A 13,089-nucleotide genomic window follows, 5' to 3' on the forward strand; every position below is an offset into this window, starting at 1 on the left:
CTATCTTAGTCTGTTTGTTTGTTAAAATTATGGTTCCTGATAGTTTTGTGCAATCGTGTTCCAATTGTCGCTTCCAGGAGCACCCTGTTGCAAATATCCTTGAGCGTTGATTCGGTACCATCCAATTGTCGGGGTGGATTCCGGATCAGCATGAATGCTCTTCATAAATGCACTTTGATGATTTTCTTGAACCTGAATCTCAACGCATCCCTGGTCATCGGTACTTTGATTAAAAATAAATGCGTCCTGATCTGCCGGGGTCAATGGCGGTTCACCTGTATTATTCTTATTCCAATCCGCCATGATGTTAGCAAAGACCCACTTATTAACTTGTTGGGTCGTCAAATTTTTTGTATTGACATCCGGCATGGTTTGAATTGCCGTTTGTCTTCCAGAACTGGCACTTGCTTCCGTTGAAGAAGCAGTCGCCGTTGTTGCCGAGGCTTTTTTAGCAGTTGAAGAAGCCTTTTTCTCTGTCTTAGGCGAAGTTGAAGCCGGCGCCTTAGATGAATGTTTTCCCGTCGCCTGCGCAATTCCAAAAAGCACAAGAATTAAAATTAGAATAATTGCAATTACGAGATAAATCACTTTGCGCTTTCGTTTGCTATTTTTCTCCTTCGCGGCTTCCCGCGTCATCGGTTGATCTTCATCAGCTGTTAATTTCGCTCCGCACTGTTTGCAAAACTGATTATGCGGTTGATTTTCAAACCCGCACTGGGGACACTTTTTCATTGATCCATCCTTCTTTATTTTTTATCCTGAGGTCCGACCCATCCGGCAATGTCTTCCGGATGAAAATCGTACGTTAATTTCTTTCCGTATGCCGCTTCATACGCCGCTTTCTTTTGCTCGTAATCCTGCTTCATCATCCAGATACTGTTTTCCCGGGCTGATTTATGCGGATCAGGATAAATCATCGGCAAAATGTGTAACGTTGCTTTAACGCGGTGAATTTGCCCCTTCGCGTTCGGTTCAAAACTTTCAAGGTCGCGCAACTCAACAAAGCATGAGATGATCGGGGCTCCAGCTTGAGCCGCATAGTAATATGTGCCCCGCTTAAACGGTCGCGGTTTCCGGTAGTTAAACCACATTTCTTCTTCAGGATAGATCAAAATGTAGTTTCCAGCGTCAATCGTTTGTTTGATCAATTTCGGAAAAGTTCGCCCTAAGTATTCAATGCTAGTATTTAACGGAATGATATCAACATTGTTTAGAAGAAATCCGACAAGCCCTTTCATTCCAAAATTAGTATCTTGGCTAACGATGTATAACCGCTTATGAAGCTTTTCCGTCATTTTACGGATAATCGTATTCTCCAGCGGATTAAAGTGATTGCTGGTAATTACCGCTCCTTTATGCGGATCAAGGCCTTTCAGATTTTCCCAGCCAACAATTTCCGTTTTCGTATTTTCTGCCCAGGTAACTGCCCGGTAAATTGTTCGGGCAACAACATTTTCTGCTTTTCCAAATAAAGTCTTGCGGCGGTCAAAGTATTGACTGATCAGTTCCAACCGCTCCTCATTCGATAACTGCGGATCGTCAACTTCAACCTTTTTGTTGAAGTTTCCATCCTTAATATTCTGCTTAATATTCGCGATCACTTGATCACGATTCGGAAAAATTAACATAACTTAATTCGTTCTCCTTGTGCAATAACCTTTTTAAATGTCCCTTCCGTTGCCGGCAATGCCGCTGCCCGATCCATCAACTTATCAAGTTTTTCAACTTCGCCACGGCGTTGTTCGTCCGTAAAGTTGTCCTTTTCAGCATGAATTTCTTGGGCGTATGGCGTTGCATCCGCATATTTCCAGAAATAATTTTCATACATTACATTATCAAAGTGCCATGGCTTATAAAACAGATTATAGTGGACTAATTGGGGATCTGTCAGTTTTTCAGCATCATATTGATGATCTTTCGGCATTGCATTCCAAGTTTCATCAAGATATAAAATGCGGTCGCGGCACATCATATTCAAATAATCCTGATCAGGTGCAATGCAAGCAAAGTAGTGCTTATTCATTACATTGAGAAAGTGTTCCGTAAAATGTTCTTCGCGAAAGGCTTTCATGTTGATCAGCAAAACCCCTGAATTAATATATGTTTTATATGGAATTCCAAGGGCGCCTTCAATGTACTTGATCATTCCCGGAACATGCCAAATTGAATGGTCTGGTGCAGCCCCAATCAAGTTATTTCCAAGGTCAATTTGATATAAATCAGCCAGATTACCAGGAACAACCGCATCACAGTCAAGGTAAATTGCCTTATCATATTCTGGAAATTCATCGGCTAAGAATAGGCGATAAAAAATCGACAATGTAAAGAAATCAAGCCGTAAATAATTTTCTTCGCGATTAGCAATGCGGCTCAAATCAGCCTTTAAGAAATGCGTTTCAACTTCAACATTGGCAGTCGCCATTCCTTCAAGTTTTTGCTGGTTCGCATCACTTAATCCGCGATGAATGATCCAAATTTTGTAATGGTCTTGGGGTGCTGCATTTTCAATGACCGACCGGATCATCACACTTGTATACTTTGCAAAACCGTCATCAATGGTTAAAAATACTGGAATAACTTTATTTTTCATTTTTATTCGCCTTCTTATTTTGACAAATTCGGGACTAACTGTTGATACTCGTTTAAAATATCATCATATTCATGAATTCCAAGAACATCGTGAACTTGCTGAACTTCCCACGGTTTGATTGTTTGAATCTTGAATAGCGGGAAAAACTTAAAACTCGTTGTAAAATGCTGGAAAACGGTATCGGCATGCAACTGATGTTGCTCATTATATTTCCGCGGGACGATCCGTTTCGCCCGGGCCAGCTTATTAAGGGCTGACTGATCCGGCATAAACATCCAGCGTTTGACGCACCTTTCCCGTGCCCGCTCAAACAATCTAGTTTGCTTGATCTTTTCCATGTTCAACAAAAGCACCCCGGAATTGATGTAATCCAAGTGCGTTAAACTATGATGGAAAAACCAGCGGCCATAATAGTCCAGCACCCCGACCAACTCAACCCCGGTAATATCTTGGTGATAAAATTCACGCGGATCTTGGCGACAAACAACATCGCTATCAAGATAAAGTAATCTCGCTGGCAGATCGGGAAGTTGGTCAGCAAAAAGCCGCAACATTGCGTACGGGGTAAAACGCGTTCCCATATTCTTTCGCGGAATTTGACGTTCAAACAAGGTCGTGCAGTCATACTTTTTAACAAAACTATGCCGATTGGTCCGTTGCACCAACTGATTCAAAAATGAAATCGTCCGATCAGGAATCGCATGGTAATCTTTTTCTGCGGTATGAAGCTCCATCGTCATAATGTAAATATGAAGTTCATCTGGTTCATGTTTCAGCAGTGACAAAATCGAAATTAATAATCCGTCTTGAATATTTTGATCACCGCAATATAGAAGATTCATGCCGTTAATTTCACTTTTCCTTTCGTTTGACATACTTGACATACTCAATGTTGCTTAACGCTGCCCGCTTTTCCATTTTTTCCTTAACATCCTGCATCAGCTTTTGTTGCCGTGCTTTCCGTGGAAGAGCCGAATCAGGATAGATTGGACCATCCAAATACGTAATCATTTGCGGCCGGCTCCCTCGCCGTGCTTTTTGATAAGTATTGGTCATTACAAATGATGGTGCGTTCGTTGTGATTGGAAAATGGAAAGCCGCTTCTGAAAACGGCCGGACTCCCGTATAATACGGCCACACATGGGCTTCGGGATACACCGTTACAAAATCGCCCTGTTTGATATGGTAATCAACTGCCTTAATTAAAGAAGGAAGTTGATGAATATCTGACGGAATCGGCATTGCCCCGCCATAGGGAAGCAACGGTCCGATGATCGGCATCCCTAAGTTAGCTTGGGCACAAATTACATAGTACTTGCGGGCCCCGCCTGCAAGCATTGGCAAAAAAACATCGCCAACCGGCTGCGTGTGATTGGCATAAATAAAATATCCTTGGCCACGATATGGCTTGAGGACGTCTAAGTTCGCAAATCGTTGCTTTAAGATTAGCTTGTTAAAGCCGTACCCAAAGGCCTTGGCCCCGGCCGATATCACGGTCGCTAAAAAATTAAATTGCCAATCAGTTCGAATCCACTTAAAGTTGTCCTTAAGCTGATAGTTCTGGTCGGCAGTTTCAACTAGGTCCTCATCAAACCTCGTAAAATATTGAATCTTGTTTTTTGCCAAAATCCGATCCCGTCCTTAATTTCAGACTATTCTCCTTCTAAGTATGATACCCAAATTAGCAATTATCGTCAAACTGACGGGCTTTGATATGCTATAATTAGCATGATTTTAGATTCAGCAAATTAGAAACACGAGGAACAAGATTGAAAAAACAACAGTACATTAAATTAATTTCACACAACGACTTAGACGGGTTTGGCGCTCCCCTTCTTTTGGAAGCCTTACAACCCGCGTTATTCAGTAACGTGACTTTTGATTTAACAACGTGTTCGGCCGGCCGGCTTGACCAGGAACTTGAACGATTCTTCCGCCAACCCGATGTTCAAAAGTACAGCGACATCTATATTATGGACATGACACCGGACAGCGACTATTCGTTCCAACAACTTGAACAGCACTTTGCAAACCACTGGTTGATTTTTGATCACCATGAAAGCGAAGAAGAACTGCGTAAAAAGTATGCTGCCAACTGCATTTCACCTGCTAATCCGGAAATTAATCCCAGTGCTGTGAGCCTTGTATGGGACTGGGTCAGCAAACAGGTCAACTTTGCAAGCGTTCCGACTGCACGGCAACAGGAACTGCGAGAAATCGTTGAATTGATTCGGGCATACGATACCTGGGATTGGCAAAACGACCCGAACATGTGCAACGAAGAACGGAAAGCAGCCGATGAATTAAACCAGCTTTTCTGGTTTTATCCGTTAAGCCAGTCCCAATCATTTGTAACGAAGGTCTATCAAACCGGCTGGAAACAGTATCATGACCAAAATACGTTACTGATCAATACGTTAAACGGCCGCCGGCAACGCTACCTTGATAAGCATCTCAAAAACGTTGTTGAATTTTCCGTTGACGGGCATTCATTCGGCGTTGTCTATGCCAGCGACTTTAAATCAGAAATTGCTCATGCCCTGCTTCAACGCCACGATGTTGAAGCCGCATTGGTAATCGATGCCCATAGTGTTTCGCTTCGAAGCAATGGTCAGTTGGATGTTGCCGAATTTGCTGCTAAGTATTTCAACGGCGGTGGCCATGCGGATTCAGCCGGCGGCGTTTTACCGCTCAACCCAATTGAAGAAGCCGAAAAGGCAATTGTCGAAGCCGTTAAACAGCAGGCTCAAGTCAACGCAAAGACCCAAGCTCAGGCTGACGAAAATTTAGGCAATCTCGCCGATTCGCTTTCCGAAGAAGCGGCGGCCAAATTTGCTGCCCTTTTCAAAGATAAATAAGAGGAAGATAGCATGATCAAAGAAATTATCCATGACGTTCATTTTTTATCTCAAAAATCGTTCCCAGCAACTCAGGCTGACATTCAAGCAGTTCAAGACTTGAAAGCCACGTTTATTGCAAACTGTGACCGAGCTGCTGGATTAGCTGCCAATATGATTGGCGTTCATAAGCGGATCATCGTGGTTGGCCTTGGAAAGCTTCCCGTAATGATGATCAATCCGGAAATCATTGCGCAAAATACTCCATACCAAACAACTGAAGGATGTTTATCCCTTGATGGCGTTCGGCCAACACAACGGTTTAAGCACATTACGGTTAAATTTCAAAATGAACAGTTTCAATGGCAAACCCAAGCCTTTACCGATTTAATTGCAGAAATTATCCAGCATGAAATCGATCATTGTAATGGAATTTTGATTTAAAAATAGGCCGCAGCCCTCAAAGGTTGCAGCCTATTTCTTATCTTAAATCAATCTTCTGTTTTTTCTTTCGTTTCGGTTGTTGCTTCTGCTTTTTGTTGTTTTTCAAGCCGGTGAGCCATCAAGAACGTGGTGATCATGATGACACAAATGACTGCAACGGCCGAATACAGCACGAGCATACATTCGGAAACAAAAATTTTGGCGTTGATACAGTATCCAATCCCGGCATGGACTTTTGCCAGCAAAACAAATAGTGCCAGGTCACTCCCAAACATTCCGAAGAACAACGTATTAAAGGTCATTCCCATAATTTGCGAACCAATGTTGCTTCCGCTTTGATAAAGCTTTTTCTTGGTAATATCAGGGTTTTGATCGATAATTTCTTGCAAACCGCTTGAAATAGCGATCGCTGCTTCTGAAATTGCCCCCAGCGTACTTAAAATCGCCGTTGAGATCGCCAACTTTTCAAAGTTGATCCCAATCAAAAGGTTGAATGCTTCAATTTCATCCGACTGTTCCGTTGAAAAACCTTTGATCTGAGCCCAGTGATCCATTGGAACGATCATGATGATCATGACGACCAAGACAATGATTGTGGCTTCAAACGCAATGTTGGTTGAGCGGTCATCACTGTTCCCCATATAAATGGTTGTCGCCAAAATACAGATTCCAGCAAACAACGAAACTAGAAGCGGAGGAAAGCCGCTTGAAATTAAGACAACGGTTACGAATAAAATTCCGAAGTTCAGCAAAACACTAAAGAACGATGAGGTTCCTTGCTTTCCACCAAAAACCATCATTAAAACAGCTAATACGATCGTTAATGCTAAAATTGACGGCATTAGTCAGCCCTCCTTCCGCTTAAGAAACGCGAACAGAGGAAACTTGCAGTTGGGATCACTAATGTAATTCCAATCCCACTGATCAATGCCTGGGCGACTCCCAGGCCCATTGCCCACGCAAAGGTATAGCCGTAAGTATTTCCTGTTCTGAAGTAAAGAACTGCGATTGCAAATGTTTCAGCAAAGAAAATCATTAACAAGACGTTGATAAGCGGTCCCATGATCGCGTGACCAACCCCTTGTCCGGACTTAAACAATTGTTTGGCCGAAATTTCCGGCTGGGTCCGTTTGAGTTCGAACAGTGTTGAAACAATATCGGTCGATGCATCCAAAACTGCCCCTAACAGTCCAATGATCGTCGCCGACAAGAAAAGCTGTTCTGGTTGCTGGGTCGCGTAATCAAGCGCTTCATAGTGGATTCCATTATTCCCCGTCAAATTCAGAATTCCGATTCCGATTGCCATCGCCATCGTCGTTCCAATTACAATTGACAGGAATGAAACCAGCGTTTGCTTATTCCACCCGATAACAAGAATCAGTGATAATCCTGTAAATAACACCGCACTGATTGCAAACAACCAGAAGAAATTCGTAAAGTCAAAATCAACGTCCATCTGAACGAAAATTAAGAAGATCACAAAGTTAATTGCCACACTTAACAATGCCCTTAATCCTTTTGCATGCATTGTGAGGTAAAGTAATCCAACGACTAACCAAAGCATCATTACTAAGTATGTATCCCGCTTATAGTGCGAAATGACCGCGGTCAGTTTGCCACCATCATGGTGTAGCTTCAAGAAGACCTGTTGTCCCTTGAAGTATTCCTGATCATAAGCGCCTGACTTGGAGAATTGATTCTTCAAGTGGATGATTTCGCCCTTGCGCGAACCATTAATGATTTTAAGCGTTAATGATTGCTCGGTTGTTTCGTCTTTATTTTCGTATGCGTCTTCGGTTTGAACCGGCTTGGCATTTTCAACCTTAATGACCCGTCCAATATCTTGTTTGTACAAAAACGCATCATGCGAAGTGAAGAAGTAAAGTACTAATCCACTTAACAAAAGAACAATTACCTCAATCAATGTTCTTTTTTTACTCATAAATATCACCTCGATGACAACCTCTAAGATAGCATTCATTTAAATAAAATAAAAGTGATATTCATGTTAAATTTTGAACACAAAAAAGAAGAATCCGTGAACCGGATTCTTCTTCAAATCTTTAAAACCTTGTATTAGTTTAATTTACTCCGATCAAGCAAAGCTGCGGCTGCTTCATCAATGATTACCGTCACGTTTGGATGCTTTTGCAAAACGCTAGCCGGGACATCCGTTGTAACTGGTCCCTGGATCATCTTTTGAATTGCTTCAGCCTTCTTGTCACCGTAAGCTTCAAGCAAAATATGTTTAGCGGTCATGATCGAACCGATTCCCATTGAATATGCTTCTTTCGGAACATCTTCTTCGCGATCAAAGAACCGTGAGTTGGCATCGATCGTTGATTGGGTCAACTTGATCTTGTGCGTTGTTGAGTCAAACGGCGTTCCAGGTTCATTAAACCCAATGTGACCATTCCGCCCCAATCCTAAAAGTTGTAAATCAATTGGATTTTCTTCAATAATTTTATCGTACCGCGCCGTTTCAGCTGCAGCATCCATGTTCGTCCCGTCCGGAACATATGAGTGTTTGAACTTCTTGTACTTGAAAAGGTGTTCATTCATAAAATAGTGGTAACTTTGATCGTTATCTGGAGTTAAGCCAACATATTCATCCAAGTTTACTGAAACACAATCAGAAAAGTCTAAATCACTTGCAACAATATCTTCATAGGTTGTGATCGGTGTACTGCCAGTTGCTAAGCCAAATACCTTGGCTCCGTTCTTCATTTCGTTTTCGTATACTTTGAGAGCTTCTTTTCCGCCTTCATTTTGATCCTTAACAATAATAACTTTCATCAAAATAACTCCCTTTCGTTCATCTGTTTGGTATAGTCCAATTATACAATGGACTATACCTTTTTGCAACCCCTTTTCGAATTTATTCTGATTGATATATCAACTTTGTTATCGTTTTCGCAGTATGGTATGATAAAGACAAAGGAATCCTGATTTATTTAATGAAGGGAGAAATCAACATGAGTGAAGATGTATTTTTTAACCCGGGGCAATCAATTTCAAGCGACTTTGATTATAATAAAGCCTATGTCGCTGCTCAGATTTACCATGAAAAAGTAAAAAAGCCCGTGCTCGTTGTTAAAGAAGAAAACAATAAGCCATTCATCGTTTTCAATGAAGAAGCGGCCATTGAAGAAGAACACCAAGAAGAACAAAACGCTAAACAATATAAAGTTGTTAAACGAATTGACGATTAAAAATCAACCCGGCGGTGATGAAAATCACGGCCGGGTTTTTGATTATCTGACTTTCTGTTTTAGAAGTTTTTAGAACTTTGATTTCGTTTTAGAACTTTTTAGAACTTTTGGCAAAAAATGAGCTTCCACTCCAAGTGAAAGCTCATTATCCTTTTATTCCTTTAACGCATCCCGTTCATCTTCCGTTACCTGAATAAAATCATCGCGGAACTGACTTGAAATCGTCGCTAATTGATCTTTAGCATTTTCAACAAGCTGTTTATCCTCATCTGATTCCACCACGTTGTCATCTAAATCCACAATCGCTTTGACTTTATCCACATAATCTTTCAAATGTGAATACAAAAAGTCATTCATTTTCAACAACATCCGCGGGGAATCGATCAGTTCGTTGAAAATGACATGGATCATCGTCAAATCTTTATCATACGAATCAACTTTATGCTCCATCAGATCTTTAACTGATTGAAGATACTGATAACTTTTATAGTATTTCCGCATTTCACTCTTGAAGAAAGACAGTTCCTCAGTCGAAAGTTTGGATTCACGCAGCTTCTCTTCATTAAAGTGCAATTTATCATCAGAAAGGCTATTGACGATTTCGGGGTATTTTGATAGTCTTTGAGCCATTACTACCCGGCGAATAACAACTGCGATTCCTCCAATAATAAAAGTCAGAACTATCATACTGAAAGTTAATAATAAAAAGTCATTATTCAAGAGATTCTTGCCAAAAAGGACCAGGGTACTGACAATCGTTAGTCCTGGAGCAATAATCATATATGACTCAAACGTGTTGAAAAATAACAAACTGCCCACAACAATTGTCATATAAATCGAAAAAAGTTCGCCACTAATCCCCCAAACAAATGATAGCGCCCATAAAACCAGCGCCATCACAATCCGAACCGGACGAAAGTTATCCACAATTTGCCGCATCTACTTTCCCTCCTGTTCATAATTTGCGAATGAATCCTGTAAATCCATCGTTACCCCGTTTGAGCTTTGTACTTGATGGATTTTAATTTTGGTACCACTCTCATCATCATTCGGTGCAAACTTTAGTTCCAGATCATCATACGGATAAACAACGTAGCACACGTCTAATTCATAGGTGCGGTTCATCTGAATATGCGAAAGCGACTCATGAACGTTATTAAACGGCGCTTGTTTAAGCCGTTTCTTCGAAAAGACATCGGTAATGTTAGTTGCTTCACTTCCGTTGTCATAAACCTTCACAAAATCATTCCCGATATATGCGTCCTTAACTTCATCCCGATCCAAATCATCGGTATTGACCTGGCACTTGATCAAAATATAACGGGCGTTACTATTCGCTGATGGCTGCGGATCCTTAAGAAATTGATATCCGAGAATTTTATATTCAACACTATTATCATCAAACCCAGTTTTATTTAACGGATGAAAAGCATAAAAATTTCCATTATTCGGTTGGTTTTGGCTCCTGATCGAAGCATTCGCAGCATTAATCACTCCACTATTCAAAAACATCATCAATAATGTAAAACATGCAATCAAAAGTTTCTTCATTACTTTAGAACCTCCAATTTTTGAGGGTCAAACTTAAAAATATAAGCCGGTTTATTTTCAAATCCATCCGGATCATCAAATACAAAGTCTGAATAAATAAAGTAGTTCGTCTTCTTTGAATCTGAAAGACTAAAGACAACATTAAACGTCAGCTTTTTCCCACCATCCAATTCAGGACTGCAGTAATTATCGTCATTATCAAGTTGGTTGACTACTGGAGTTGATTTTCCACCAATTGAAAGCACCGTTGCGTTCAACGGATTACGAGCATAATCATCGCCATCTTTGACGATTTCCTTATCCGATGTGAGGTAGAAATCTCCTGCACCAATATCGGCATCACTCTTCTTACCATTGACCGTAACGTTAAAAATCACCACTTGTTTCCCGGCTGATGTCTGGGCCAAATATCCCTTGTTGATCTCAATGTTCAAATCTTTCGTTGAATACACCTGATTAAAATGCAGATTTTCATTCTTAAAGTAGTTTGCACTCCCCGTCGCAGCGGAATCTTGATTCGATGAAGAATGATCTGGCAGTCCCATAAGTGTTAACGGATTATACAAAACAATGCTGAAAATTCCCAGTAAAAAAAGAATTTTGGAAGCAGCCGACTCAAATTTAAGAAATGACTGTTCATTTTTGCCATCATCCAGTTCAAGTGCGCGTTCCTTACTTGTTAACTGGTTAAAATCAGCGACAAAAGCCTTTAGCTCTCCTTCATCAACCGCTGAAACTCTGATGCGTTCCAATCCCTTCGGAAGCATCCGGATTTTTTGATTTCGTTTATAACAAAAGGCGTTTTGATATTTGAAGGTTAACATTCCACGTCCGCATGTGATTTCCACCATTGAAAATGGAATATAAATCATCCGGTAGTTTCTCATCGAGGAAAGCCAAATTCCCTGTTCATTATTATCGATTGCGAAAGCTATTTCGTGATTCATTCCAAATGAACAAAACAGGCCCCAAATCAGCATACAAATGACCATTAACGTCCCCGCTCCGGCATACCGATAAAACCACTCATCAGTAATTTGCATCGAATCATATTGAAATTTAGTTCCGAACATCACAACGCCTAAAATAAAGACTAAAACCGCGATTCCAAATTTAATTGCATGCTTACTTTCCTTTTTAAAATGAACCGCACTTTGATACTCTCTTTTCATCGCTTTACTGCTCCGTCTTTGAATCAGAAGGAATCAAAGCCGTTTTCAGATGGTCTTCCATTTGCGCTAATTCGCCTTCAATTGCTTGACGTTTTTGGGTCCCTTCGCTTTGAATCTGCATTACTTCTTGAATTGTCGAAATTAAGTTTTCTTGGGTTTCTTTCAACGTATCGACATCAACCAAGCCACGTTGGGAAGCCTTGGCAACATCGACCGTTGATTCATGCAACATTTCGCTATTCTTCTTCAACAGCTCATTGGTAGTATTCGCAACTGCATCCTGCGCTTTGACAGCATCTTTTTGGCTTAACAATGACAATGCGATTGCGACCTGATTTTTCCACAATGGAATTGCCGTTGTAATTGATGACTGGATCTTTTCACTTAAAACGGAGTTGTTATTTTGAATCAGCCGGATCTGTGGGGCTTGTTGGATCGTAATTTCCCGCGTCAGCATCAAATCTGATAACCGGTGATCTAAACGATCGGCTTGGGCTTTCATATCTTGAAGATTTTGAACGTCCATTTGATCTGCCTTACCAGCATCGACATCTGCTTGAAGCGCGGCCATTTCTTTGTTTAATTCATCCCGCCGAATTTGGCCACCAACAATCAGTGTATTTAATTGTTGGAAGTATTTTTGATTTGCGGTATACATTTCATCCAGCATATCGTTATTTTTCAGCAAATCATTTTCCTGATTTTCAAGTTTGGTTGTGATTTTGCCAATTTGCGCACTGACTTCCTGATACTTCGCCGTCATTTCAAAAACGGAATCCTTAATTTTCTTGAATAGCCGGAAAATTTTCGGTTTCTTGTCACCGGAAAGCTTTTCAGGGTCCGCACTGTTTAAACTGGTAACTAAACTTTGAAGGGTATCGCCAATTTCACCGACTTCCTTGCTTTTGACATTGCCAATTACCTCGTCAGTAAATTGCGACATTTGGTCTTGAACTTCCTTACCGTAATCGGTAATTGCGTTTTGACGTGAATCTTTTAACGCCACGGCATAGTTTTGCGCTTGAACTAATTGTTCCGGCGTTAATTTCGCTTTGATTTTTAACAGGTCTTCATCCTTAACCGCCACTTCGGTTGGTAAACTTTGACCATTGGTGACCGTTAATGGTTCGTTTTCATTATTCATCTAAATATCTCCCTCTAGATTCTTCATTAAAAATTCATAAAGTTAACTAATAGAGATTATATCTTAACTCAAATCCGGATTTCAATATTAAGTTAAAGCTTATTGATCAATATTAACGGATAACAAACAGACTAAGATA

The 13,089-nt window shown here is 40.7% G+C and carries 15 protein-coding genes; 3 read left to right on the forward strand and 12 right to left on the reverse strand.

What is annotated here, in order from left to right; translation table 11 throughout:
- Positions 1-27: 27 nt before the first annotated feature.
- The 5 genes from A3O17_RS05700 to A3O17_RS05720 are packed head-to-tail and all read right to left on the reverse strand — an operon-like array spanning position 28 to position 4,216.
- Entirely contained in the window at positions 28-732 is a 705-nt protein-coding gene (locus tag A3O17_RS05700) for a zinc-ribbon domain-containing protein (protein ID WP_064213052.1), read from the reverse strand.
- Between the two features lie 14 nt (positions 733-746).
- Positions 747-1,628, reverse strand: coding sequence for a lysophospholipid acyltransferase family protein (locus A3O17_RS05705; RefSeq protein ID WP_064213053.1), 882 nt, complete (start codon positions 1,626-1,628; stop codon positions 747-749).
- Positions 1,622-2,590, reverse strand: a complete 969-nt coding sequence (locus tag A3O17_RS05710) for a glycosyltransferase family 8 protein (protein WP_064213054.1) — start codon at positions 2,588-2,590, stop codon at positions 1,622-1,624. The genes A3O17_RS05705 and A3O17_RS05710 overlap by 7 nt, the downstream gene beginning before the upstream one ends.
- A gap of 14 nt (positions 2,591-2,604) precedes the next feature.
- A complete protein-coding gene (locus A3O17_RS05715; protein ID WP_064213066.1) occupies positions 2,605-3,432 on the reverse strand; it encodes a glycosyltransferase in 828 nt (275 codons plus the stop codon).
- 10 nt (positions 3,433-3,442) lie between these two features.
- Positions 3,443-4,216, reverse strand: coding sequence for a 1-acyl-sn-glycerol-3-phosphate acyltransferase (locus A3O17_RS05720; RefSeq protein ID WP_064213055.1), 774 nt, complete (start codon positions 4,214-4,216; stop codon positions 3,443-3,445).
- 143 nt (positions 4,217-4,359) lie between these two features.
- On the opposite strand from A3O17_RS05720, the gene A3O17_RS05725 reads away from it, so the two are divergent.
- Both A3O17_RS05725 and A3O17_RS05730 read left to right on the forward strand, forming a co-directional pair.
- Positions 4,360-5,448 (forward strand): DHHA1 domain-containing protein, encoded by a 1,089-nt coding sequence (locus tag A3O17_RS05725; RefSeq protein WP_064213056.1) that lies wholly within the window; start codon positions 4,360-4,362, stop codon positions 5,446-5,448.
- A 12-nt stretch (positions 5,449-5,460) separates the two neighbouring features.
- Entirely contained in the window at positions 5,461-5,871 is a 411-nt protein-coding gene (locus tag A3O17_RS05730) for a peptide deformylase (RefSeq protein ID WP_064213057.1), read from the forward strand.
- 47 nt (positions 5,872-5,918) lie between these two features.
- Here A3O17_RS05730 and A3O17_RS05735 read toward each other — a convergent pair whose 3' ends face one another.
- From A3O17_RS05735 to A3O17_RS05745, 3 genes are all read right to left on the reverse strand, one after another.
- Positions 5,919-6,713, reverse strand: a complete 795-nt coding sequence (locus tag A3O17_RS05735; RefSeq protein WP_064213058.1) for a YibE/F family protein — start codon at positions 6,711-6,713, stop codon at positions 5,919-5,921.
- On the reverse strand, positions 6,713-7,813 hold the full coding sequence (locus tag A3O17_RS05740) for a YibE/F family protein (protein WP_064213059.1): 1,101 nt from the start codon (positions 7,811-7,813) through the stop codon (positions 6,713-6,715). The genes A3O17_RS05735 and A3O17_RS05740 overlap by 1 nt, the downstream gene beginning before the upstream one ends.
- A gap of 134 nt (positions 7,814-7,947) precedes the next feature.
- A complete protein-coding gene (locus A3O17_RS05745; protein ID WP_064213060.1) occupies positions 7,948-8,667 on the reverse strand; it encodes a glucosamine-6-phosphate deaminase in 720 nt (239 codons plus the stop codon).
- A 179-nt stretch (positions 8,668-8,846) separates the two neighbouring features.
- On the opposite strand from A3O17_RS05745, the gene A3O17_RS05750 reads away from it, so the two are divergent.
- Positions 8,847-9,083, forward strand: a complete 237-nt coding sequence (locus A3O17_RS05750; protein ID WP_064213061.1) for a hypothetical protein — start codon at positions 8,847-8,849, stop codon at positions 9,081-9,083.
- Between the two features lie 153 nt (positions 9,084-9,236).
- Here the strand turns inward: A3O17_RS05750 and A3O17_RS05755 are convergent, their stop codons facing one another.
- The 4 genes from A3O17_RS05755 to A3O17_RS05770 are packed head-to-tail and all read right to left on the reverse strand — an operon-like array spanning position 9,237 to position 12,950.
- Positions 9,237-10,022: a 5-bromo-4-chloroindolyl phosphate hydrolysis family protein gene (locus tag A3O17_RS05755; protein WP_064213062.1), complete on the reverse strand. Its 786-nt coding sequence runs from the start codon at positions 10,020-10,022 to the stop codon at positions 9,237-9,239.
- Entirely contained in the window at positions 10,023-10,634 is a 612-nt protein-coding gene (locus A3O17_RS05760; RefSeq protein WP_064213063.1) for a hypothetical protein, read from the reverse strand.
- Positions 10,634-11,806 carry a hypothetical protein gene (locus tag A3O17_RS05765; RefSeq protein WP_064213064.1) on the reverse strand — a complete coding sequence of 391 codons (1,173 nt, stop codon included), beginning with the start codon at positions 11,804-11,806 and terminating at the stop codon, positions 10,634-10,636. Before A3O17_RS05765 ends, A3O17_RS05760 begins: the two co-directional genes overlap by 1 nt.
- Positions 11,807-11,810: 4 nt before the next feature.
- Positions 11,811-12,950, reverse strand: coding sequence for a toxic anion resistance protein (locus tag A3O17_RS05770; protein ID WP_064213065.1), 1,140 nt, complete (start codon positions 12,948-12,950; stop codon positions 11,811-11,813).
- Between the last annotated feature and the right edge of the window lie 139 nt (positions 12,951-13,089).

It is taken from the genome of Ligilactobacillus aviarius (genome assembly GCF_001654615.1).
GTDB lineage: Bacteria > Bacillota > Bacilli > Lactobacillales > Lactobacillaceae > Ligilactobacillus > Ligilactobacillus aviarius_B.

Coding starts and splice junctions, on each gene's coding strand:
- A3O17_RS05730 (WP_064213057.1), top strand. CDS start 5,461: ATGATCAAAGAAATTATCCATGACGTTCATTTTTTATCTCAAAAATCG.
- A3O17_RS05715 (WP_064213066.1), bottom strand. CDS start 3,432: ATGAATCTTCTATATTGCGGTGATCAAAATATTCAAGACGGATTATTA.
- A3O17_RS05710 (WP_064213054.1), bottom strand. CDS start 2,590: ATGAAAAATAAAGTTATTCCAGTATTTTTAACCATTGATGACGGTTTT.
- A3O17_RS05745 (WP_064213060.1), bottom strand. CDS start 8,667: ATGAAAGTTATTATTGTTAAGGATCAAAATGAAGGCGGAAAAGAAGCT.
- A3O17_RS05755 (WP_064213062.1), bottom strand. CDS start 10,022: ATGCGGCAAATTGTGGATAACTTTCGTCCGGTTCGGATTGTGATGGCG.
- A3O17_RS05770 (WP_064213065.1), bottom strand. CDS start 12,950: ATGAATAATGAAAACGAACCATTAACGGTCACCAATGGTCAAAGTTTA.
- A3O17_RS05700 (WP_064213052.1), bottom strand. CDS start 732: ATGAAAAAGTGTCCCCAGTGCGGGTTTGAAAATCAACCGCATAATCAG.
- A3O17_RS05765 (WP_064213064.1), bottom strand. CDS start 11,806: ATGAAAAGAGAGTATCAAAGTGCGGTTCATTTTAAAAAGGAAAGTAAG.
- A3O17_RS05740 (WP_064213059.1), bottom strand. CDS start 7,813: ATGAGTAAAAAAAGAACATTGATTGAGGTAATTGTTCTTTTGTTAAGT.
- A3O17_RS05760 (WP_064213063.1), bottom strand. CDS start 10,634: ATGAAGAAACTTTTGATTGCATGTTTTACATTATTGATGATGTTTTTG.
- A3O17_RS05705 (WP_064213053.1), bottom strand. CDS start 1,628: ATGTTAATTTTTCCGAATCGTGATCAAGTGATCGCGAATATTAAGCAG.
- A3O17_RS05750 (WP_064213061.1), top strand. CDS start 8,847: ATGAGTGAAGATGTATTTTTTAACCCGGGGCAATCAATTTCAAGCGAC.
- A3O17_RS05735 (WP_064213058.1), bottom strand. CDS start 6,713: ATGCCGTCAATTTTAGCATTAACGATCGTATTAGCTGTTTTAATGATG.